This window comes from Bradyrhizobium agreste, assembly GCF_016031625.1.
Taxonomy (GTDB): domain Bacteria; phylum Pseudomonadota; class Alphaproteobacteria; order Rhizobiales; family Xanthobacteraceae; genus Bradyrhizobium; species Bradyrhizobium agreste.
Window position 1 is genome coordinate 79,667 of the sequence record NZ_JACCHP010000025.1, and the last position, 21,670, is coordinate 101,336.

The following is a 21,670-nucleotide window of genomic DNA, read 5'->3' on the forward strand; positions in this document are numbered from 1 at the left end:
CCACCGTTCGGTTCAGCGGACGGAGGCGTGGTGGGTTACGCCTCGCGGACTGCGCTTCGCGCAGCCCCGAGGCTAACCCACCCTACAAATCTACTCCGCAGCTTCTGCGTAATCGCTGACCGGCGGGCAGGAGCACACCAGGTTGCGATCGCCGTAGACGTTGTCGACGCGGCCGACGGGGCACCAATACTTGTCGGTGCGCGAGACGCCGTCGGGGAAGCAACCCTCAGTGCGGGTGTAGGCGCGCTTCCAATCGTCGTCGGCGATGTCGTGCACGGTGTGCGGGGCGTGGCGCAAGGGCGAGGCCTCGATCTTGAAACGGCCGGCCTCGACCTCGGCGATCTCTTTCCGGATCGCGATCATGGCGTCGCAAAAACGATCCAGCTCGGCCTTGGATTCCGACTCGGTCGGCTCGATCATCAGCGTGCCCGGCACCGGGAAGCTCATGGTCGGGGCGTGGAACCCGTAATCGATCAGGCGCTTGGCGATGTCGTCGACGGTGACGCCGCTGGTGGTCTTCAGCGGGCGCGGATCGACGATGCATTCATGCGCGACGCGGCCCTTGGCGTTCTTGTAGAGCACCGGGAAATGCGGATCGAGACGCGCTGCGATGTAATTGGCGTTGAGGATCGCGATCTCGGTGGCGCGCTTCAAGCCTTCGCCGCCCATCATCAGGATGTAGATGTAGGAGATGGTCAGGATCGAGGCCGAGCCGAACGGCGCCGCCGAGACCGGACCGACCGGCGCGTCCGCTTGCGTCACCGGATGACCCGGCAGGAACGGGGCGAGATGCGCCTTGACGCCGATCGGGCCCATGCCGGGTCCGCCGCCGCCATGCGGAATGCAGAAGGTCTTGTGCAGATTGAGATGGCTGACGTCGGCGCCGTAATCGCCGGGCCTGGAGAGGCCGACCTGCGCATTGAGGTTGGCGCCGTCCAGATACACCTGGCCGCCATGGCCGTGCACGATGTCGCAGATCTCGCTTATGTGCTCCTCGAACACGCCGTGGGTCGAGGGATAGGTGATCATGACAGCGGCGAGATCGTTCGCATGCTTCTCCGCCTTGGCGCGGAGATCATTGACGTCGACGTCGCCGTTCTTCTCGCAAGCCACCACCACCACGTCCATGCCGACCATCGCCGCCGAAGCCGGGTTGGTGCCGTGGGCGGAGGAGGGGATCAGGCAGATCTTGCGATGGCTTTGCCCACGCGATGCATGATAGCCGCGGATCGCGAGCAGCCCGGCATATTCGCCCTGCGCGCCCGAGTTCGGCTGCAGCGAGATCGCGTCATAGCCGGTGATGTCGCACAGCCATTTTTCCAGCCGCGCGAACAGCGCGTGATAGCCTTCGGCCTGCTCGCGCGGGGCGAACGGATGCAGCGTGGCAAACTCCGGCCAAGTCAGCGGCATCATCTCGGTGGTCGCGTTCAGCTTCATGGTGCAGGATCCCAGCGGGATCATGGCGCGGTCGAGCGCGAGGTCGCGGTCCGAGAGCTTGCGCATGTAGCGCAGCATCTCGGTCTCCGAGCGATGCGCGTGGAAGACCGAATGGGTCAGGAAGGCCGTGCCGCGCTTCAATTCGTCCGGCAGCGCCTCGCGCGTCTCGGCGTCGATTTCGGCATAAGCGAGCGTGCCGCCGAAGGCGCGCCAGACCGCTTCGACCGTCGCAGGCGTCGTGGTCTCGTCGAGCGCAATGCGAAGCGCGGCATCACTGAGGCCGAGATTGATCTTTTCGGCCAGGGCGCGCTCTACGATCTCCTCGCGCTTGCCGCCGGCATCGACGCTGAGGGTATCGAAGAAGTTCTCGGCTTGAGGCGCAAAGCCGAGCTTGCGCAGGCCGGTCGCGAGCACGGCGGCGCGGCGATGCACGTTGCGCGCGATCTGTGCCAGGCCCTCGGGGCCGTGATAGACCGCGTACATCGACGCGATCACGGCGAGCAGCACCTGCGCGGTGCAGATGTTGGAGGTCGCCTTCTCGCGGCGGATGTGCTGCTCGCGGGTCTGCAGCGCGAGCCGATAGGCCGGCGCACCGCGCGAATCCACGGAAAGGCCGACGATGCGGCCGGGCAGCGAGCGCTTCAGCGCATCGCGCACCGCCATATAGGCCGCGTGCGGTCCGCCATAGCCCATCGGCACCCCGAAGCGCTGCGCCGAACCGATGGCGATGTCGGCCCCGAGCTCGCCGGGCGAGGCGAGCAGCGTCAGCGCCAGGAGGTCGGCGGCGACGATCGCGAGCGCGCCCTTGGCCTTCAGCGCCGCGATCGCGGGCCTGAGGTCGCGCAGCGCGCCGGATGAGCCCGGATATTGCAGCAGCGCGCCGAGCACGTCCGATTTGTCGAGATCGCTGAGGGGATCGCCGACGACCAGAGTCCACCCCAGCGGCTCGGCGCGGGTGCGCATCACCGCCAGCGTCTGCGGATGCACGTCCTTGTCGACGAAGAAGGCTTTTGCCTTCGCCTGCGAGTGCCGCTCGGCGAGCGCCATGGCTTCAGCCGCCGCGGTCGCCTCATCCAGCAGCGAGGCGTTGGCGACGTCGAGCCCGGTGAGATCGCAGATCATGGTCTGGAAGTTGAACAGCGCTTCGAGCCGGCCCTGGCTGATCTCCGGCTGGTAGGGCGTATAGGCCGTGTACCAGGCCGGGTTCTCCAGGATGTTGCGCTGGATCACCGCGGGCAGGATGGTGCCGGAATAGCCTTGGCCGATCAGGGAGGTGAAGACCTGGTTCTGGCCTGCGAGCTCGGCCATATGCGCGATCGCCTCGGTTTCGCTGAGCGGCTTGCCGAGATCGAGCGGGGCGGCCTGCCGGATCGAGGCCGGCAGCGTCTCCGCCATCAGTGCCTCGACGCTTTTGGCGCCGACTGTTTCGAGCATAGCGGTGACGTCGCGCGCCGACGGGCCGATGTGGCGGCGTACGAAACTGGCGGCGGTGTCGCCGTTGGATTTGCGGTGCGCGGTCATCGCTTGCTCCATCGTCCTAAGCCGTATGGGCCTTGTAGGCGGCTTCATCCATGAGGCCGCCGAGCTCGCTTTTGTCGGCCATCTTGATCTTGAAGAACCAAGCTTTGCCTTGCGCATCCGAGTTCACCAGCGCTGGCTCGGCGGCGAGCTCGGCGTTGGTCTCGAGCACTTCTCCGGAGATCGGCGCGTAGACGTCGGAGGCGGCCTTGACGGATTCGACGACGGCGGCGGCTTCGGCCTTCTTCAGCGCGCGGCCGACCTTGGGCAATTCGACGAACACGACGTCGCCGAGCTGCTGTTGCGCGTAGTCGGTGATGCCGACCGTGGCGACATCGCCGTCGATGGCGAGCCATTCATGGTCGGAAGTGTACAGCGTCGTGGTCATGTCTCGTCCTCAGCGTTTGTAGGTGTTTTTGACGAAGGGCATGGCGGCGACCTGCAGGGCGAGGATCTTCGCAGCGCCGGGGAAACCGCCGGCGCGCGCACCGCCAGTGCGTCGGCTCTTCTGCACCGACCATTCCAGCGCAGCCTCGACCGGCGTGGTCGTGGTGTCGATGTCGTGGCCGTAGAGGCACAGCCCGGCTTCCAGCCGCAGGCTGTCGCGGGCCCCGAGGCCAATCGGGAGCACGTCGGGATTCTCCAGCAGCATCTTGGCGAGGCGTTCGGCATCGCCTGATGGAACCGAGATCTCGAACCCGTCCTCGCCGGTGTAGCCGGAGCGCGAGACGAAGCACTTGATGCCGGCGACCTCATGCGGGCCGGCATCCATGAATGTCATGGCCGGCGCCTCTGCACAGAATTTCGCCAGCACAGCTTCCGCCTTCGGGCCCTGCAGCGCGATCAGCGCGCGGTCGGCAAGCTGCTCGATGATGCAGTCGCCTGAGAGGTTCGCGCGCAGATGCGCCTCGTCCGCGTCCTTGCAGGCGGCGTTGACGACCAGGAACAGGTGATCGCCGAAATTGGCCACCATGAGGTCGTCGAGAATGCCGCCATCGTCATTGGTGAACTGGGCGTAGCGCTGCCGCCCCGCGGCGATCGCTACGATGTCCTGCGGCACCAACCGCTCCAGCGCGCGGGCGGCGTCCTCGATCCTGCCCGACTTCGGCCGAAGCGCGAGCTGGCCCATGTGGGAGACGTCGAACAGGCCCGCTTTGGTGCGGGTATGGAGGTGCTCCTTCAGCACGCCCGCGGGGTACTGCACGGGCATGTCGTAGCCCGCGAACGGCACCATCTTGCCCCCCAGGGATACATGGAGGTCGTAAAGGGGGGTACGTTTCAGGGAGTGTTGGTCGTGCGCTAGCATCTTAGGGGGCCCTCGGCGGTTCCCCGGGGAGGATTCCCCGATGGACACCAGTCGAAGCCCCATCTGTCGCTGTGCCTGAGAGTATTATCCCGTCGGCGGACGCAGTCCGGGCCTCAGGCCCGTCGGCGCCTCTTTCCAGATGCTGTCAAAGCCACGCGGTCCTTTTGCCTGAGAGTTTCCGGGGCGGTTGCTCCTTCGGCGCCGGCTACCAATAGCCGGTCTCTCCCGACGTGGCCGTACGATACAGATGGGTAGAGACCACAGGGAAGCCAAGCCTGTCAACGCGTCCGCGCGTCCTATCCAACGGGATTGCGCGGCTGCGGCAACCCTCTGATCTCTCTGCACAGTTTCTGGACAGCGAAGCTGGCCTTGTCTAAAAGCGCTTTGGCCCGCAGATATCAGCCTTAATCTTTCGGTTTGGACGGCGAGAAGCGGGCCCAAGCCTACCCGATTGGATGAACATGAGCGGCGTCAACGAGATCAGGTCGACCTTTCTGAACTTCTTTGCCGAGAACGGCCACGAGATCGTGCCGTCCTCGCCGCTCGTGCCGCGCAACGACCCGACGTTGATGTTCACCAATGCCGGCATGGTGCAGTTCAAGAACGTCTTCACCGGCGTCGAGAAGCGGCCCTATCAGCGCGCCACCACCTCGCAGAAATGCGTGCGCGCCGGCGGCAAGCACAACGATCTCGACAATGTCGGCTACACCGCGCGCCATCTCACCTTCTTCGAGATGCTCGGCAATTTCTCGTTCGGCGATTACTTCAAGGAGCGGGCGATCGAGCTCGCCTGGAAGCTGATCACGACCGAGTTCGGGCTGAAGAAGGACAAGCTGCTCGTCACCGTCTACCACACCGACGACGAGGCGGCGGGGCTGTGGAAGAAGATCGCCGGCTTCTCCGACGACCGCATCATCCGCATCCCGACCTCGGACAATTTCTGGGCGATGGGCGACACCGGGCCGTGCGGCCCGTGCTCGGAGATCTTCATCGACCGCGGCGAACACATCTGGGGCGGTCCTCCCGGCTCGCCGGACGAGGACGGCGACCGCTTCCTCGAATTCTGGAATCTCGTGTTCATGCAATACGAGCAGGTGACGAAGGAGGAGCGCGTCGGTCTGCCGCGTCCCTCGATCGACACCGGCATGGGCCTGGAGCGCATGGCCTGCATCCTCCAGGGCGTCGAGAGCGTGTTCGAGACCGACCTGTTCAAGAACCTGATCGACGCCACCGCGTCCGCGCTCGGCAGCGGCCCGACCGAGCAGAATGCGGCCTCGTTCCGCGTCATCGCCGACCACTTACGCTCCTCGGCGTTCCTCGTCTCCGACGGCGTGCTGCCCTCGAATGAGGGCCGCGGCTATGTGCTGCGCCGGATCATGCGCCGCGCGATGCGCCATGCGCAGCTGCTGGGTGCCAAGGAGCCGTTGATGCATCGGCTGGTCTGGGCGCTGGTGCGCGAGATGGGCCAGGCCTATCCGGAATTGATGCGCGCGGAAAAGCTGATCGAGGAGACGCTGCGGCTGGAAGAGACCCGCTTCCGCAAGACTCTCTCGCGCGGCCTTGCCATCCTCGACGAGAAGAGCGCCGGTCTGAAGAAGGGCGACATGTTCGACGGCGACGTCGCCTTCACGCTGTACGACACCTACGGCTTCCCGCTCGACCTGACGCAGGACGCGCTGAAGTCGCGCGGCATCGGCGTCGATCAGGCTTCATTCAACGACGCGATGGAGCGCCAGAAGGCCAAGGCACGCGAATCCTGGAAGGGCTCGGGTGAGGCGGCCGCCGAGGCGATCTGGTTCCCGCTGCGCGAGAAGCTAGGGGCCACCGAATTCCTGGGCTACGAGACCGAGAGCGCAGAGGGCGTGGTCGCGGCGCTGGTCAAGGACGGCGCCGAGGTCACGAGCCTGAAGGCCGGCGAGACCGGCGCGCTTCTGCTGAACCAGACGCCGTTCTACGCGGAGTCGGGCGGTCAGGTCGGCGACACCGGCGTGCTCTCGGGCGAGGGCGGCATCAAGGTCCGCGTCACCGATACGCAGAAGAAGCTCGGCGATCTCTTCGTCCATATCGGCACGGTCGAGAGCGGCGAAGTGAAGCTCGGGACGGCGCTGCAGCTCGAGGTGGATCACGCACGCCGCTCGACCATCCGCGCCCATCACTCCGCGACCCACATCATCCACGAAGCGCTGCGCCAGGTGCTCGGCGATCACATTGCCCAGCGCGGCTCGATGGTTGCGCCGGATCGGCTGCGCTTTGACTTCGTGCATCCGAAGCCGATCACGGCCGAGGAGCTCTCCCGGGTCGAGGACATCGCCAACGACGTGGTGCTGGAGAACGACGAGGTCACCACGCGTATCATGGGCGTGGATGAAGCCCGCGAGGCCGGGGCGCGCGCGCTGTTCGGCGAGAAATATGGCGACGAGGTCCGCGTCGTCTCGATGGGCAGGACCGCGCGCGAGCGCGGCGCCAACGCGCTCGGCTGGTCGGTCGAGCTCTGCGGCGGCACTCATGTCAAGCGCACCGGCGATATCGGCCTGATCACGGTCACGAGCGAGAGCGCGGTCGCCTCCGGCGTGCGCCGTATCGAGGCGCTGACCGGCAACTACGCGCGCAGGCACGCCAACGACACCATGGCGCTGGCGAAGATTGCGGCGAACGAGCTGCGCACCTCGCTCGACGACGTGCCGGCGCGCATCGCTGCCCTGATGGAGGAGCGCAAGAAGCTCGAGCGCGAGCTCTCCGATGCCCGCAAGAAGCTGGCGATGGGCGGCGGTGCCTCTGCCGGCAACGGCGCAGCCTCTAGCGTGCGCGAGGCCGGCGGCGTCAAGCTGATGGCGCGTGCGGTCGAAGGCATCGAGATGAAGGATCTCAAGAGCCTCGCCGACGACGGCAAGAAGCAGATCGGCTCGGGCGTCGTCGCCATCGTCGGCGTCACCGAGGACGGCAAGGCCGCAATCGTGGTCGGCGTCACGCAGGACCTCACCGCGCGCTTCAACGCCGTCAACCTGGTGCGCATCGCCTCCGAGGCGCTCGGCGGCAAGGGCGGCGGCGGCCGGCCCGACATGGCCCAGGCCGGCGGCCCCGACGGCGCCAAGGCCTCCGAGGCCCTGAGCGCGATCGAAAAAGCGATGGCGGGCGCGTAGCCGCCATGCGCCCCGCTCCGCGAGGACGTGGGCTTCGCGATCCGGACTTGCGGGATCGCCTCTACGACTTGCTGGAGCACGACCCCCTGGCCTATTCGGTCGGGTCGCGCTTCATCCAGGTCATCATCGCCGTCATCGTGCTCAACGTCGCTGCGATGGTCCTCGCCTCGGTGCCGGAGCTCGACGCGCGGTTCGGCACGCTGTTCTCCGCCATCGCCGCCCTGTGCGTGATCGTGTTCGCGCTGGAATATGCGGCGCGGCTGTGGACGGTGGCGGGGCACACCCAGCGCAAGGGAACGGCGCTGTCCGACCGGCTGGGCTATGCCTTCTCGGCGCTCGGCATCATCGATCTCATGGCCTTCCTGCCAGCCGCAATCGTGCTCGCGACCGGCCGGCACGCGACGCTGGCCGCGCTCGGCGTGCTGCCGTTCTTCAAGCTGATCCGCTATTCGCCGGCGATGCGCTCGCTGCTCGCGGCCGTGCACGCCGAGCGGCGCGCGCTGATCGGCTGCATCGTCATCCTGATCGGCGCGGTGCTGACCTTCGCCTCGCTGCTCTACGCCATCGAGCGCGACGTGCAGCCAGACAAGCTCGGCACCATCCCGCAGGCGATGTGGTGGGCGATCGTGACGCTCGGCACCGTCGGCTATGGCGACGTCGTGCCGGTGACGCCGCTCGGCAAGTTCGTCTCGACTTTCGCGATCATCTCAGGCTTTGCCATGATCGCGCTGCCGGTCGCGATCATCTCGAGCGCCTTCGCCGAGGAGGTGAAGCGGCGCGATTTCGTCGTCACCTGGGGCATGCTGGCGCGGGTGCCGCTGTTCTCGCACCTCTCTGCCGCGGAGATCGCCGACATCATGCGCCTGCTCCGCGCGCGCACCATCGAGCAGGGTGAGATCCTGGTGCGGCGGGGCGATGTCGCCTCGTCGATGTATTTCATCACCGCCGGCGAGGTCGAGATCGCGCTGCCGAACCAGCATGTGCGCCTTGCCGACGGCACCTTCTTCGGCGAGATCGCGCTCTTGCACAAGACCAAGCGCAGCGGCACGGTGACGGCGACGCGCAAGACGCGGCTGCTCGTGCTCGACGCCCAGGATTTTCACGCTTTGATCGCGCGCATGCCGACGCTGGCCGCCCATGTCCACGAAACCGCGAAGGCGCGTCTCGCCGACAGCGGCGACCTCGCCGCGGCGGAGCTGGCGCAGGCGGAGAAGGAAGGCACCGACCGCTGAGCGGTCGACGTCCTCCGAAGGCGGGGCCTCGTCATTGCGAGGAGCCCTTGCGACGAAGCAATCCAGATTTTACCCGCGGAGGGATTCTGGATTGCTTCGCTGCGCTCGCAATGACGCGTGGCTGGCCGGCTTACGCCGCCAGCTCTTTCGTCAGGTTCTCGGCGACCTTATCGAGGAAGCCGGTGGTGGAAAGCCAGCGCTGGTCGGCGCCGACCAGCAGCGCGAGGTCCTTGGTCATGTAGCCGGCCTCGACGGTGTCGACGCAAACCTTCTCCAGCGTGCTGGCGAACTTGGCGAGCTCGGGGTTGTTGTCGAGCTTGGCGCGGTGGGCGAGGCCACGCGTCCAGGCGAAGATCGACGCGATCGAGTTGGTCGAGGTCTCCTTGCCCTTCTGGTGCTCGCGGTAGTGGCGGGTCACCGTGCCGTGGGCGGCTTCGGCCTCGACGGTCTTGCCGTCGGGGGTGAGCAGCACCGAGGTCATCAGGCCGAGCGAGCCGTAGCCCTGCGCGACCGTGTCGGACTGCACGTCGCCGTCGTAGTTCTTGCAGGCCCAGACATAGCCGCCGGACCATTTCAGCGCCGAGGCCACCATGTCGTCGATCAGGCGGTGCTCGTAGGTCAGGCCCTTGGCGTCGAACTCCTTCTTGAACTCGCGGTCGAAGATGTCCTGGAAGATGTCCTTGAAGCGCCCGTCATAGACCTTGAGGATCGTGTTCTTGGTCGACAGGTACACCGGGTAATTACGGAGCAGGCCGTAATTGAAGGAGGCGCGGGCGAAGTCGATGATGGAATCGTCGAGATTGTACATCTCCATCGCGACGCCGGCGCCGGGCGCCTTGAACACTTCCTTCTCGATCACGGTGCCGTCCTCGCCGACGAACTTCAGCGAGAGGGTGCCCTTGCCGGGGAACTTGATGTCGGTGGCGCGGTACTGGTCGCCATAGGCGTGGCGGCCGATGATGATCGGCTTGGTCCAGCCCGGAACCAGGCGCGGCACGTTCTTGCAGATGATCGGCTCGCGGAAGATCACGCCGCCGAGAATGTTGCGGATGGTGCCGTTCGGCGACTTCCACATCTGCTTGAGGTTGAACTCCTTCACCCGGGCTTCATCGGGGGTGATGGTGGCGCACTTGACGCCGACGCCGACCTTCTTGATCGCCTCGGCGGCATCGATGGTGACCTGATCGTTGGTGTGGTCGCGGTATTCCATGCCCAGGTCGAAATAGAGCAGCTCGACATCCAGGAACGGGTTGATCAGCTTGTCCTTGATGTACTGCCAGATGATCCGGGTCATCTCGTCGCCATCGAGCTCGACGACGGGATTGGATACCTTGATTTTTGCCATGATCGGGGAAGCCTCTTGGGAACGGCGCATTGGGCGCGCCAGCTGGAATATCCGCCGCCTCTTAGCACCCAGACGCGGCGGGCGAAAGCCAAGGGATTATGCACTTTTAGCTCATCCAGCTTGCGCAGGCGGGGAGCGGGGAGCCATTCCGCCGCAGGGCCGGATCTGAGGACTCGGAAGAGAGTTAAAAGTCGAATCCAAGCCGTTATTTCCCTTGAGAATTTTGTCAGGACAGGCAAACGACAGACCGCGAGGGCGGGCCCGGTCCGGACGGCCGCTTGACTCAATTCCTGAATCGGCCTTGCCAAGGCCTTGAAGACGAAGAGTGAAAGCGAAGCGAGATGTCGGGGACTGACAAGAGCAAGGCCGGCCTTTCCCTCGACGGTCCCATCGTGATCCTGGTCGAGCCACAGCTCGGCGAGAACATCGGCATGGCCGCGCGCGCCATGGGCAACTTCGCCCTTGACCGATTGCGCATCGTCAATCCCAGGGACGGCTGGCCCAACATCGCCGCCCAGCGGGCGGCGGCCGGCGCCGACCATATCCTGGGCAAGGTCGAATTGTTCGGCACGGTGGAAGAGGCGGTCGCCGACCTCGACCTCTTGTTCGCCACCACCGCACGCCCCCACGACCAGGCCAAGCCCGTGGTCGGGCCGGAGGCCGCCGTGGCCGAGATCGCAGATCACGTCGCGACCGGCGGCATGGCCGGCATCCTGTTCGGCCGCGAGCGCTGGGGCCTGACCAACGAGGAGGTCGGGCTCTCCAACCGCATCATCACCTTCCCGGTCAATCCGGGCTTTGCCTCGCTCAACCTCGCCCAGGCCGTGCTGCTGATCGGCTATGAATGGTTCAAGCGGGCCACTTCAGGCGAATTGCCGCACGCAATGCCGGAGCGCTCCGAGCGCGCCTCGCAGCACCAGATGCAGGCCTTCTTCGACAACCTCGTGCGCGAGCTCGACAAGGTCGAGTTCCTGCGCCCGGCCGAGAAGCGCGACACCATGCTGGTGAACCTGCGCAACATCTTCACCCGGATGGAGCCGACCAAGCAGGACATGCACACCCTGCACGGCGTGATCATGGCGATCGCGGAAGGCCGCAAGGGTCCGGCCAAGGGCGGCGTGCTCGACGGCGAGCAGGCCACGCGCCTGCGTGCGCTGCTGGCCGAGCATGGGCAGGGCGGCGGCGTTCCCGACAGCGGCTCGACCGTGCGGGGCCTTGCCCGCCTGCTTCGCCGCAACCCCACCGACGCCGAGCGGTTGCTCTGGCAGGCGCTCACCCGCGACCGCCGCTTCGCAGGCCAGTTCAAGCGCCAGACCCCGGTGGGGCGCCACATCCCGGACTTCGTCTCCTTCCCGCACCGGATCGCGATCGAGCTGGTGAACCCGGGCGAGGGCGAGGCCATCGCCGCCGACCGCGCGGGACGGCGGAGCTGGCTCGAGGCGCGGGATTATCGCGTGCTCGACATTCGGGCAGTGGATGTGGAGCGGGATCTTGAGGCGGAGCTGGTGCGGCTGCAGGGGATGATGGCGGAATCGGCATAGCGCTGGCGGGACCGTTGTTGCGCACGCCGCAACCGAGGGCTGTGCAATGGCGCTGCTAGTTGCTATGCAGTTCCTAGCAATGAAGCTGGGGACGGCATGTTTGGAATGACAGGCCGCGCGTTGATCGGCGCGGCAGCAGGCGTGAGTGCGTTCGTGCTGACGGTCTTGCTCGGTATATCGGGTGCTCGCGCGGAAATGCCTTTGACGGCCAAGTGCAACGCCGTCGGAAGTTTCAGCGTTGATGACCGCATTGCGGGCTGCACCGCCATTATCCAGTCGACAAATGGCATCCAGCACGGAGCGATCATGGCACGCTTCCGCCGCGCCATGTTCTACCGCCAGAAGGAAGAGATCGACCTGGCCATCACGGACTACGGCCAGATTATCGAGCGCGATCCGGGCAATCTGAACGCCCGTATCGCGCGGGCTTCGGCATTCCTCCAAAAGCGAGAGCCTGAGGCTGCGCTGTCAGATTACGCCAAGGTGATCGAGCTCGATCCGAAGAATACCTATGCATACATAGGACGTGCTCACGTCTATTCGGCGCGACGCGACTTCGTCCAAGCTATCGCCGACTATGATCAGGTCCTCCTGATCCATCCTGACAATGTGATAGCCTATGTCGAACGAGGCCTCACTCATGTCCGCAAGGGGGATCCGGCTCGAGCCATGGTCGATTGTGATCGGGCGGCCGAGATCAGTCCCCACACCGGCGGCGGCCAATTGTGTCGCGCACGGGTTTACTTTGCTAAGGGCAACCGAGAGCTTGCATTGGCCGAACTCGATCGAACGATGCAGATCAGGCCAAGGCAAGAGAACTTCTACTTCTTCCGAGCCGAATCTTTTGCTCAGCTCGGTGAACTCGACCGCGCCATCGCCGACTATGATCGAATCATCGAATTGAATCCCCAAAGCCGATCTGCCTATGGCTGCCGGGGTTTCACCTACGCTCGAAAAGGCGATTATGATCACGCCATTGCCGACTACAACCAGGTGATGCAGCTGGCACATCAGGGTCAACGAGATGCCGGCGATCGGCAGACTCCCGGTCAGAACGCCGAGCCGATTTCCGCGTCGGTCATCGGTGAATCAATTGTACTCGGTTCCGGGGATGGCCCTGTGCTCCGCGCCAGGGGAGTGGCTTACCAGTGGAAGGGGGATCTTGATCTTGCCCTGGCGGACTATGACGAGGCGATCCGCCTCAACCCCAAGGACAAGGATGCATTCGGGCTCCGCGCCAACGCGTACAAGGCCAAGGGAGATTTCGACCGTTCGCTTGCGGATTACGATCAACTCGTGCAACTCGATCCCAAGGATGCGCGCGCCTATTTCCACCGTGCAAGGCTCTTTTGGCAGATCGGTTCATTCGCCAAATCGTTGATAGACCTCGACCAGGCGATCCAGCTCGATCCAAAGAATGCTTACCCGGTCTTATGGCGCGAAATTGTTGCAAGGCGCAGTGACCAACCGAGCCAGCTGAGCGAGGCTGCAAAAGAGCTCGATGCGGCGAAATGGCCCGCGCCGGTCGTCAATCTCTTCCTCGGCACGATGACGCCGGAACAAGTGCGCAGCGCTGCGGACGATGCGGACCCGGTGAAGAGGAAGGGGCAGGTCTGCGAGGCGAATTTCTATATTGGCGAGCGCGCCTTGCAGCGTGGCGCCAAGACAGAGGCGTTGAAGCTGTTCGAGCAGGCTGCAGCCGATTGCCCAAAGAGCTTTATCGAGAAGCCGGCCGCTGACTTCGAGCTTGGCGCGCTGCGAGCGAGCCGCTGATCGAACGGGCGGGATCTCGTAGGACGGGCAAGGCGGCCTCTCCGCCGAAGCTCGAAGAGCGAAGGCGGCAGCGTGCCCACGATGTCGATCACTGGATAGGAAGGCACGGCGCTTTGCGCCTTTGCCCAATCTACGAGATCGCGGCGAGATCACACCGCTTCCAACTGCTCTGCCGCGCGCTTCTTCTTCGCCTTGGCCTGGCCGAGCAGGGCGCCTGCGGTGAGGGCCGCGGTATCGGCCACGCCCGGGTCGCGCGAGATCATCGCGGCGACGATGGCGCCGTCGATGATGAGGCCGAGCTGGTGCGCCAGCACTGCGGGCTCGGCTGAGCCGAGCTCGCCGGCGAGCTTCTCGATGTGGCCGAGCACGATCTTCTTGTGCTTCAGCGCGATGTTGCGAAATTGTTTCGCATCCTTGTCGTGCTCGCCGACGGCGTTGATGAAGGGGCAACCGTAGAAGCGCTCTTCGGCGAACCAGCTCTTCAGCGCGGGGAAGATGCGCGTTAGTTTCGCTTGTGCGTCGCCGCCGCCTTGCTCCATGGCGCCGATGAACCATTCGCGCCATTGCTTGCCTTCGCTCTCCAGCACGGCGTTGACGAGGTTGGTCTTGGAGCCGAACAATTTGTAGAGCGTGGTCTTGGCGGTGCCGGCCTCCTCGATGATCGCGTCGATGCCGGTGGCGTTGATGCCGTTCTTGCAGAACAGATGCGTCGCCGCGCTCAAGAGGCGACCGCGTGCGGATTCGTCGTCGCCGGCAGCGGCGTGGGGCGAATTCTTCTTCGATGACGTCTTTGCCATAGCTGCAACTTAATCGCAGCTCCATCGCATCAGCAAGCCGCATCTGTCCGGCGCTGAAAAGATTCGCATCCGCTCACGCATCTGCTCCGCCTTTGAGCAAGGAGCGGCTGATCAATCCGCAGGCAGGAAGGCTTAAGCGGCTCCAAAGCTTCGCGTTTTGTTTTTCGCGGGCTCTGGCACGCTCCATGCAAGGAAACAGACCGTTCGGTATCCTGCCGATTTCCACTTCTGCCAGGGAGAAGACTGATGACTGCCGTCGTTCAGAAGACAGTGCTGACGGGGTGCCTCGCGCCCATCGACAAGAACGGGCTCGAGCAACTGATTGCCAACGGCAAGGCAAATCCGAAGGTCATCAAGACCTTGAAGTGCAAGACGGTCGCGGAGGGCAAGTTCCGCCACGCCAACTACATCCGCAACCTGCCGCCCTACATCGTCGACGAGCCGCCGGTTCTCTTGGGCGACGACACCGCGCCCAACCCGTCCGAAGCCTCGCTCGCCGCGCTCGGCTCCTGCCTCGCCGTCGGCCTGCATGCCAACGCCGTGCATCGCGGCTGGATCGTCAACAAGCTCGAGCTCGAGCTCGAAGGCGATCTCAACATCACCGCGGTCTGGGGCACCGGCGACACCTCCGACAAGCCGGTCGGCTTCACCGATGTCCGCGTCAAGGTCGACATGGAATGCGAGGGCATCTCGCCGGACGAGATCAACGCGCTGGTCGCCCATGTGAAGAAGTGGTCGCCGGTGGCCAACACCTTCACCCGGCCGGTCAATCTCGAGGTCGGCATCTAGCAGACGGCAATCAGGACAGGGTGCGGGAGACGATCATGGGTTCACTGGCTTTATCGCAGGCCGACGTTCTGGATCAGCCCGCACCGTCCATTGCGGGCGAGGTGGCGCGGATCGCGCGCCAAGAGCTCGCGCCGTTGGCCGCCGGCATCGACGACGGTTCGGTCTATCCGGCCGAGGTGCTGCGCAAGTTCGGCGCGGTCGGGGCGTGGGGCAGCCACGTGCCGCACGAAGGCCCCGCCGATCTGCGCTGCGCGATCCAGGCGATGGCGGCGATCGGCGAGGTCTGCGGGGCGACGGCCTTCATGGCCTGGTGCCAGAACACGCTGGTCTGGTACGCGGCGAATTCCACCAATGTGAAGCTCGCAAAGCGCTTCGGCGATGCGTTCTCGACCGGCCGCGTGCTCGGCGGCACCGGGCTCTCCAATCCCATGAAGAGCTTCTTCGGCATCGAGAAGCTCAAGCTGAAGGGGCGCAAGGTCGAGGGCGGCTATATCGTGCGCGGCGCGCTGCCCTGGGTGTCCAATCTCGGTCCCGACCATTTCTTCGGTACGATTTTCGAGCGCGAGGACGAGCCGGGCATCGCAAGTGGCGAGCCCGCCACTGTGATGTTCCTGGCCGATTGCTCCGACCCCGCGATCACGCTGACGCCCTGCAAGCCGTTCCTCGCGATGGACGGCACCGGCACTTATGGCGTGCAGTTCCGCGATGTGTTCGTGCCGGACGAGCTGATCCTGGCCGATCCCGCCGGGCCCTTCGTCAAGAAGATCCGTGCCGGCTTCATCCTGCTTCAGGCCGGCCTGGCGCTCGGGGTGATCAAGGATTGCATCAACATCATGGACGAGGTCGACAATCCCCTCGGCCATATCAACCGCTATTTGCCGCAGCAGCCGGTGCACTTTCGCGATCTCGCCGCCGAGCTCGAGGCCGAGACCATGGCGCTGGCGCGCGATCCCTACAACGAGGAGGAGACCTACTGGCGCAAGGTGATCGCGCTGCGGCTTCGCGCCGGCGAGGCCAGCGTCGCGGCGGCGCATGCGGCGATGCTGCATTGTGGCGCCCGCGGCTATCTTAGGAGTCACCGCGCGCAGCGACGCCTGCGCGAGGCCTATTTCGTCGCGATCGTCACGCCGGCCACCAAGCAGCTGCGCAAGATGCTCGCCGATTTCTGAGTTCCAAGTTCTTGAGTTCACGAGTCCACCCGAAGACCCACCAACCTCAACGGAGAGGCTGCCATGACTGACGTTCTGATCACTGCCGTCGAACTCGCCGACCTCTTGAAGCTAGAGCCGTGTGTCGTGATCGACACCCGCAATCCCGATGCTTACGCGGCCGGGCACCTGCCGGGCGCCGTGAACGTGCACGAGATCTTTACGTTCCTGGCAACCTCGACGCCGGAAGGCATGGCCGAGCTCAAGACCAAATTCGCCGATGCGTTTGGCGCTGCCGGCGTTTCGGGCAAGGAGACCGCGGTGGTCTACGAGCAATCGATGAATTCCGGCTTCGGCCAGTCCTGCCGCGGCTATTACCTGCTCACCATGCTCGGCTATCCCAAGGTGAAGGTGCTGCATGGCGGCTTCGACGCCTGGTCGGCCGCGGGCTTGCCGGTGACCCAGGACGTGCCGACCCCGGCTGCAGCTTCGTTCCCGATCGTGCCGGAAGCGGGCGAAATCCTGATCGATGCCAAGACCATGCTCGCCGCCGTCGGCAAGCCCGGCATCGCGATCCTCGACGTCCGCGACGTCGACGAGTGGATCGGCGACAGCTCGTCCCCGTACGGCAAGGATTTCTGCCCGCGCAAGGGCCGCATTCCGGGCGCCGTGTGGTTGGAATGGTATCGGATGATGAAGCCGACCGCCGAAGGCCCGCGCTTCAAGTCCAAGGACGAGATTCTGGCCGAATGCGCCACCGTCGGCATCTCGCAGACGACGCCGGTCTATCTCTACTGCTTCAAGGGCGCGCGCGCTTCGAACACGTTCCTGGCTCTGAAGAACGCCGGCGTAAAGGACGTGCGGATGTACTTCGGCTCCTGGAACGAATGGTCGCGCGATCCGTCGCTGCCGATCGAGCAGGGCCTGCCGGTTGCGACGGGCGTCACAACAAAGGCGGCGTGAGCGCGCGCCGTGGCCGCAGAACTCGGTCCACCTCTCCCGCAGGGAGAGGTCGGATCGCATCGAAGATGCGATCCGGGTGAGGGGTTACGGACTCACCGAGTGCTGCGGCCCCTCATCCGGATTGCGCTGGACGATGCTTCGCATCGCCAGATGCAATCCGACCTCTCCCCGCCGGGGAGAGGTGGAGCACCCGGAATCCCGACCGCATCCGATCCTAGCCGTTCACGCCCACTCGCCGACGAGGGGCAATTCCCAGCGCCTTGATCCGCGAGGCCAGCGTGGTCGGCTTGATGTCGAGCATCTCGGCGGCGCCGCCGGGGCCGAAGACTTTTCCGGCGCAGGCCTCGAGCGCGGCGAGGATGTTGGCGCGCTCATGGTCGCGCATTTCGGATGACGTCATGATCGCAGGCCGCGCGTCGGCCTTCTGACGGGCGGCGCCGCCAGGCGCTTGTGCGCCTGAAGTATCCGGCAGATCGATGCGCAGGCGGCCGTTCTGCGACAGGATCGCAGCGCGCTCGATCACGTTCTGTAGTTCGCGGACATTGCCGGGCCAGTCGTAGCGGGTCAGCCGCCGCGCATCGCCCTCCGACAGGCGCAAATTCGATTTCAGCGCCTTGCTCTCGCGCGTCAGGAAATGCTGGGCCAGCAGGGGAATGTCCTCGCGCCGCTCGCGCAAGGGAACGGTCTCGATCGGAAACACGTTGAGGCGGAAATAGAGGTCCTCGCGAAAGCGACCGCGCTGGACCTCCTGCTTGAGATCGCGATTGGTCGCGGCGATGACGCGAACGTCGACCGCCCGGGTGCGCGCTTCACCGACACGCTCGAAATGGCCTTCTTGCAACACGCGCAGCAGCTTGCCTTGCAGCTCGAGCGGGATCTCGCCGACTTCGTCGAGGAACAGCGTGCCGCCATCGGCGAGCTCGAAGCGGCCGATGCGGTCGCGCGTTGCGCCGGTGAAGGCGCCGCGGACATGGCCGAAGAACTCGCTCTCGAACAATTCGCGCGGGATCGCGGCGCAGTTGACGCGGATCAGCGGCCGGTCGCTGCGGGTGGAATCCTCGTGGATGGCGCGCGCGATCAGCTCCTTGCCGGTGCCGGATTCGCCGGTGATCATCACCGCCGCGGTGGTCGGCGCCACCAGCTTGACCTGGCGCAGCGTCTTCTGGATCGCCTCGCTTCCGCCGATGATGCCGCGCGGATTGGTCTCGATGCGGATTTCCTCCTGGAGATAGGCGTTCTCCAGCTCGAGCCGCTCGCGCAGGCGGTCGACCTCGGCAAGAGCCGCGTGCAGCTTCTCGTCGGCCTCGCGGCGCTGGCTGACGTCGCGAAACACCACGACGGCGCCGACCACGACGCCGCGGTCGCGGATCGGCGTCGAGGTGTACTCGACCCAGGCGGGCGAGCCGTCCTTGCGCCAAAACACCTCGCCGTCGACCTGGTGCACGGCGCCGTCGCGGAACGCCGCATAGATCGGGCAGTCGTGGTTGTGATAGTGGCGGCCGTCGTGGTGGGTGTGGTGGACGATCGGGTGGATCTCCTTGCCGACCAGCTCCTCGGCGGTCCAGCCCAGCATGCGCTCGGCCGCGGGATTGACGAAGGTGGTCTTGCCTTCGGCGTTGACGCCATAGATGCCTTCGCCGGCGGCGCGCAGGATCAACTGGTTCTCGCGCTCGATGTCCTGGAACACGCGCTCGACCCGCTGCCAGGTGGAGATGCCGCCGCGCATATGGTCTTCGGCGGCGGCATCGACATTGCGCCGGCGGCGGGCTTCGAGATCGGTCAGCGTCAGCAGCAGCAGCGTACGGCCGTCATGCGGCAGCAGGCAGCCGGCATATTCGAGCTTGAGGTCTTGCCCGGTCGCGTGGCGGGGGGTGAGCGCCGTGGTCCAGTAGGCGCCCTTGTGCAGCACGGCCTGGGTGAAGACGGTGAGGGCGGCAAGCTCGCCGGCGTGGAGCGTGCTGGCCCTGGTCTGCCGCAGCAGGGCTCGGTCGTAGCCGAGCAGGGTGCAGGCGGCGGGATTGGCATCGACGATCTGGTCGGCATAGGGATCGACCACCAGCATCGCCTCGACCGAGGATTCGAAGGCCGCGATGCGTGGGTCGATGACGGGGGCCACATCGTCGTGGACGGGCATTGGCGCCGTTGCCATTGCGAAATCTCGTAATTGAACTACGAGATCTCGTTTATCACGAGTTTTCGTAGCGGCCAAGCGCCGGTGAAAGTGCTGCGTCATCAAGGCAATGTGCGCTCAACAGTCGGTGGCATGCTCCTTGCGTAATTGCTCCTCGCAATGACGCGCAGGAGGGCCGATGTCCACGTTCGACAATCCGTTTGATCCCGACCGCAAGCTTCGAGCCGGCTGTGTTTGCGGCCAGCATCGTTCCGCAGCGGAGCACGAGCAGGCGACGGCGCTGCATTGCGAGCCGGTCGCAAGCGAAGAGACGCGTTACGAGGGCGTGGTCGCCTCCGCCGTGATGCGGGCGATGTTTCCGCAGGACGTGGCGCGGCGTGCCTTCCTGAAGTCGGTCGGCGCATCGACCGCGCTTGCCGCGCTGTCGCAATTCTTCCCGCTGAAGACGGCGACCGAGGTGTTCGCGCAAGCCGGCACGCCCGAGAAGAAGGACCTCAAGGTCGGCTTCATCCCGATCACCTGCGCGACGCCCATCATCATGGCAGCGCCGATGGGCTTCTACGCCAAGCACGGCCTCAACGTCGAAGTGGTGAAGACCGCTGGTTGGGCCGTGATCCGCGACAAGACCATCAACAAGGAATACGACGCCGCGCACATGCTGGCGCCGATGCCGATCGCGATCTCGCTCGGCCTTGGCGCCAACGCCATTCCCTTCGCGGTGCCCGCGATCGAGAACATCAACGGGCAAGGCATAGTGCTGGCGACCAAGCACAAGGACAAGCGCGACCCGAAGGACTGGAAGGGTCTGAAATTCGCCATTCCCTTCGACTATTCCATGCACAATTATCTCTTGCGCTATTACCTCGCGGAAGCCGGTCTCGATCCCGACACCGACGTGCAGCTGCGCTCGGTGCCGCCGCCGGAGATGGTCGCGAATCTGCGCGCCGACAACATCGACGGCTTCCTCGCGCCCGACAACATCTGCCAGCGCGCGATCTATGACGGCGTCGGCTTCATGCACCTGCTCTCCAAGGAGATCTGGGACGGCCATCCCTGCTGCAGCTTTGCTGCGAGCCGCGAGTTCATCACATCGGCGCCGAACAGTTTTGCGGCGCTGACGCGGGCGATCGTCGATGCCACCGCCTATGCCTCCAAGGCCGAGAACCGCAAGCAGATCGCCGAAGCCATCGCGCCGGCGAACTACATCAACGCGCCTGTTACCGTGCTGGAGCAGGTCCTCACCGGCACCTATGCCAACGGCCTCGGCGGGGTGAAGACCGATCCCAAGCGCGTCGATTTCGATCCGTTCCCCTGGCAGTCTTTCGCGGTGTGGATGCTGACGCAGATGAAGCGCTGGGGTCAGATCAAGGGCGACGTCGATTACAAGGCGGTGGCCGAGCAGGTGTATCTGGCGACAGATACCAAGAAGCTGATGACCGAGATGGGACTCACCCCGCCGGCGAGTGCGTACAAGTCGTTCGCGGTGATGGGCAAGAATTTCGATCCGGCCAAGCCGGAGGATTATCTGGCGAGCTTCAAGATCAGGAAGGCGTCGTGATGGGCGCTGCCGCCGCTTTCGTGTCCCGGACGCGATGCAGCACGCAGTGCTGCTTCGCTGAGCCGGGACCCAGTCAGGCCCCATGGGTCCCGGTTCTGCGGCGCATCACTTCGTGCTGCGCCGCGCCCGGGACACGAGAGGGGGCAATATGACATCCTCCCTCCGCCTTCGCGCCGGCCTCGTCTCCATCGTGCTGCTCGCTGCGTTTCTCGGTATCTGGCATCTCGCCACGCGCTCCACCGCGCCGGTGACGACGATGAGCCCGGAATACGCCAAGCTGATGGGCCTCACGGCGACGCAGGGCAAATCGGCGATGCCTGGGCCGCTCGATGTCGGCGCAAAACTCTGGGAGCATCTGAAGCGGCCGTTCTACGACAACGGGCCGAACGACAAGGGGCTCGGCATCCAGCTCGGCTATTCCATCGCGCGTGTCGGCACCGGCTATCTGCTCGCCGTGCTGGTCGCGATCCCGCTCGGCTTCCTGATCGGGATGTCGCCGCTGCTGAGCAAGGCACTCGATCCGTTCATCCAGGTCTTGAAGCCGATCTCGCCGCTGGCCTGGATGCCGCTCGCGCTCTACACCATCAAGGATTCCTCGGTCTCGGCCATCTTCGTCATCTTCATCTGCTCGATCTGGCCGATGCTGCTCAACACGGTGTTCGGCGTCGCGACCGTGCGCAAGGAATGGATCAACGTGGCGCGGACGCTGGAAGTCGGCACTATCAGGCGCGCCTTCACCGTGATCCTGCCGGCGGCAGCGCCGACGATTTTGACCGGCATGCGCATCTCGATCGGCATCGCCTGGCTCGTCATCGTCGCAGCGGAGATGCTCGTCGGCGGCACCGGCATCGGCTATTTCGTCTGGAACGAGTGGAATAATCTGTCGATCACCAACGTCATCATCGCGATCCTCCTGATCGGCATCGTCGGCATGCTGCTCGACCAGATCCTCGCGCGCTTCACGCGCATGGTCACGTTTCCGGAGTAGAGGC

At 65.1% G+C, this 21,670-nt stretch carries 14 protein-coding genes, 1 pseudogene and 1 riboswitch; of the genes and pseudogenes, 9 read left to right on the forward strand and 6 right to left on the reverse strand.

What is annotated here, in order from left to right:
* Positions 1–90: 90 nt before the first annotated feature.
* The 3 genes and pseudogenes from gcvP to gcvT all read right to left on the reverse strand — a co-directional run.
* Positions 91–2,958, reverse strand: coding sequence for an aminomethyl-transferring glycine dehydrogenase (gene gcvP, locus HZZ13_RS29915; RefSeq protein ID WP_197963097.1), 2,868 nt, complete (start codon positions 2,956–2,958; stop codon positions 91–93).
* Positions 2,959–2,974: 16 nt separating this feature from the next.
* Entirely contained in the window at positions 2,975–3,343 is a 369-nt protein-coding gene (gene gcvH, locus HZZ13_RS29920) for a glycine cleavage system protein GcvH (RefSeq protein WP_197963098.1), read from the reverse strand.
* A gap of 57 nt (positions 3,344–3,400) precedes the next feature.
* Positions 3,401–4,261: pseudogene (gene gcvT, locus HZZ13_RS29925) on the reverse strand (glycine cleavage system aminomethyltransferase GcvT); the annotation flags it as partial.
* Between the two features lie 147 nt (positions 4,262–4,408).
* Positions 4,409–4,499, reverse strand: a riboswitch (glycine riboswitch).
* Between the two features lie 223 nt (positions 4,500–4,722).
* Between gcvT and alaS the strand changes: the two are divergent.
* Complete coding sequence (alaS, locus tag HZZ13_RS29930; protein WP_197963100.1) at positions 4,723–7,401, forward strand: alanine--tRNA ligase; 2,679 nt, start codon at positions 4,723–4,725, stop codon at positions 7,399–7,401.
* Positions 7,402–7,406: 5 nt separating this feature from the next.
* Positions 7,407–8,633 carry a cyclic nucleotide-gated ion channel gene (locus HZZ13_RS29935; protein WP_197963101.1) on the forward strand — a complete coding sequence of 409 codons (1,227 nt, stop codon included), beginning with the start codon at positions 7,407–7,409 and terminating at the stop codon, positions 8,631–8,633.
* Between the two features lie 130 nt (positions 8,634–8,763).
* Here the strand turns inward: HZZ13_RS29935 and HZZ13_RS29940 are convergent, their stop codons facing one another.
* Positions 8,764–9,978 carry an NADP-dependent isocitrate dehydrogenase gene (locus tag HZZ13_RS29940; RefSeq protein WP_197951429.1) on the reverse strand — a complete coding sequence of 405 codons (1,215 nt, stop codon included), beginning with the start codon at positions 9,976–9,978 and terminating at the stop codon, positions 8,764–8,766.
* 341 nt (positions 9,979–10,319) lie between these two features.
* On the opposite strand from HZZ13_RS29940, the gene HZZ13_RS29945 reads away from it, so the two are divergent.
* Together HZZ13_RS29945 and HZZ13_RS29950 are read left to right on the forward strand one after the other, a co-directional pair.
* Positions 10,320–11,519, forward strand: a complete 1,200-nt coding sequence (locus HZZ13_RS29945) for a TrmJ/YjtD family RNA methyltransferase (RefSeq protein ID WP_197963102.1) — start codon at positions 10,320–10,322, stop codon at positions 11,517–11,519.
* 96 nt (positions 11,520–11,615) lie between these two features.
* Complete coding sequence (locus HZZ13_RS29950) at positions 11,616–13,292, forward strand: tetratricopeptide repeat protein (RefSeq protein ID WP_246504605.1); 1,677 nt, start codon at positions 11,616–11,618, stop codon at positions 13,290–13,292.
* A 149-nt stretch (positions 13,293–13,441) separates the two neighbouring features.
* On the opposite strand, the gene HZZ13_RS29955 is transcribed toward HZZ13_RS29950, so the two are convergent.
* Positions 13,442–14,089, reverse strand: coding sequence for a TetR/AcrR family transcriptional regulator (locus HZZ13_RS29955; protein ID WP_197963103.1), 648 nt, complete (start codon positions 14,087–14,089; stop codon positions 13,442–13,444).
* A gap of 246 nt (positions 14,090–14,335) precedes the next feature.
* On the opposite strand from HZZ13_RS29955, the gene HZZ13_RS29960 reads away from it, so the two are divergent.
* From HZZ13_RS29960 to HZZ13_RS29970, 3 genes are all read left to right on the forward strand, one after another.
* Positions 14,336–14,878: an OsmC family protein gene (locus tag HZZ13_RS29960; protein ID WP_197963104.1), complete on the forward strand. Its 543-nt coding sequence runs from the start codon at positions 14,336–14,338 to the stop codon at positions 14,876–14,878.
* A gap of 35 nt (positions 14,879–14,913) precedes the next feature.
* A complete protein-coding gene (locus HZZ13_RS29965) occupies positions 14,914–16,047 on the forward strand; it encodes an acyl-CoA dehydrogenase family protein (RefSeq protein ID WP_197963105.1) in 1,134 nt (377 codons plus the stop codon).
* Between the two features lie 63 nt (positions 16,048–16,110).
* Positions 16,111–16,989 (forward strand): sulfurtransferase, encoded by an 879-nt coding sequence (locus HZZ13_RS29970; RefSeq protein WP_197963106.1) that lies wholly within the window; start codon positions 16,111–16,113, stop codon positions 16,987–16,989.
* A 214-nt stretch (positions 16,990–17,203) separates the two neighbouring features.
* On the opposite strand, the gene HZZ13_RS29975 is transcribed toward HZZ13_RS29970, so the two are convergent.
* Entirely contained in the window at positions 17,204–19,138 is a 1,935-nt protein-coding gene (locus tag HZZ13_RS29975; RefSeq protein WP_197963107.1) for a sigma 54-interacting transcriptional regulator, read from the reverse strand.
* A gap of 160 nt (positions 19,139–19,298) precedes the next feature.
* On the opposite strand from HZZ13_RS29975, the gene HZZ13_RS29980 reads away from it, so the two are divergent.
* Together HZZ13_RS29980 and ntrB are read left to right on the forward strand one after the other, a co-directional pair.
* The gene (locus HZZ13_RS29980; RefSeq protein ID WP_197963108.1) at positions 19,299–20,678 is read left to right on the forward strand and encodes a CmpA/NrtA family ABC transporter substrate-binding protein; all 1,380 of its coding nucleotides are present in this window, start codon (positions 19,299–19,301) and stop codon (positions 20,676–20,678) included.
* A gap of 148 nt (positions 20,679–20,826) precedes the next feature.
* On the forward strand, positions 20,827–21,666 hold the full coding sequence (ntrB, locus tag HZZ13_RS29985) for a nitrate ABC transporter permease (protein WP_197963109.1): 840 nt from the start codon (positions 20,827–20,829) through the stop codon (positions 21,664–21,666).
* Positions 21,667–21,670 lie beyond the last annotated feature (4 nt).

Bases quoted from the DNA above. Each gene is read 5' to 3' on its own strand.
- HZZ13_RS29955 (WP_197963103.1), bottom strand. From the start codon at position 14,089: ATGGCAAAGACGTCATCGAAGAAGAATTCGCCCCACGCCGCTGCCGGC.
- HZZ13_RS29970 (WP_197963106.1), top strand. From the start codon at position 16,111: ATGACTGACGTTCTGATCACTGCCGTCGAACTCGCCGACCTCTTGAAG.
- HZZ13_RS29980 (WP_197963108.1), top strand. From the start codon at position 19,299: ATGTCCACGTTCGACAATCCGTTTGATCCCGACCGCAAGCTTCGAGCC.
- HZZ13_RS29945 (WP_197963102.1), top strand. From the start codon at position 10,320: ATGTCGGGGACTGACAAGAGCAAGGCCGGCCTTTCCCTCGACGGTCCC.
- HZZ13_RS29965 (WP_197963105.1), top strand. From the start codon at position 14,914: ATGGGTTCACTGGCTTTATCGCAGGCCGACGTTCTGGATCAGCCCGCA.
- gcvP (WP_197963097.1), bottom strand. From the start codon at position 2,958: ATGACCGCGCACCGCAAATCCAACGGCGACACCGCCGCCAGTTTCGTA.
- HZZ13_RS29975 (WP_197963107.1), bottom strand. From the start codon at position 19,138: ATGGCAACGGCGCCAATGCCCGTCCACGACGATGTGGCCCCCGTCATC.
- HZZ13_RS29950 (WP_246504605.1), top strand. From the start codon at position 11,616: ATGTTTGGAATGACAGGCCGCGCGTTGATCGGCGCGGCAGCAGGCGTG.
- gcvH (WP_197963098.1), bottom strand. From the start codon at position 3,343: ATGACCACGACGCTGTACACTTCCGACCATGAATGGCTCGCCATCGAC.
- HZZ13_RS29935 (WP_197963101.1), top strand. From the start codon at position 7,407: ATGCGCCCCGCTCCGCGAGGACGTGGGCTTCGCGATCCGGACTTGCGG.
- HZZ13_RS29940 (WP_197951429.1), bottom strand. From the start codon at position 9,978: ATGGCAAAAATCAAGGTATCCAATCCCGTCGTCGAGCTCGATGGCGAC.
- ntrB (WP_197963109.1), top strand. From the start codon at position 20,827: ATGACATCCTCCCTCCGCCTTCGCGCCGGCCTCGTCTCCATCGTGCTG.
- HZZ13_RS29960 (WP_197963104.1), top strand. From the start codon at position 14,336: ATGACTGCCGTCGTTCAGAAGACAGTGCTGACGGGGTGCCTCGCGCCC.
- alaS (WP_197963100.1), top strand. From the start codon at position 4,723: ATGAGCGGCGTCAACGAGATCAGGTCGACCTTTCTGAACTTCTTTGCC.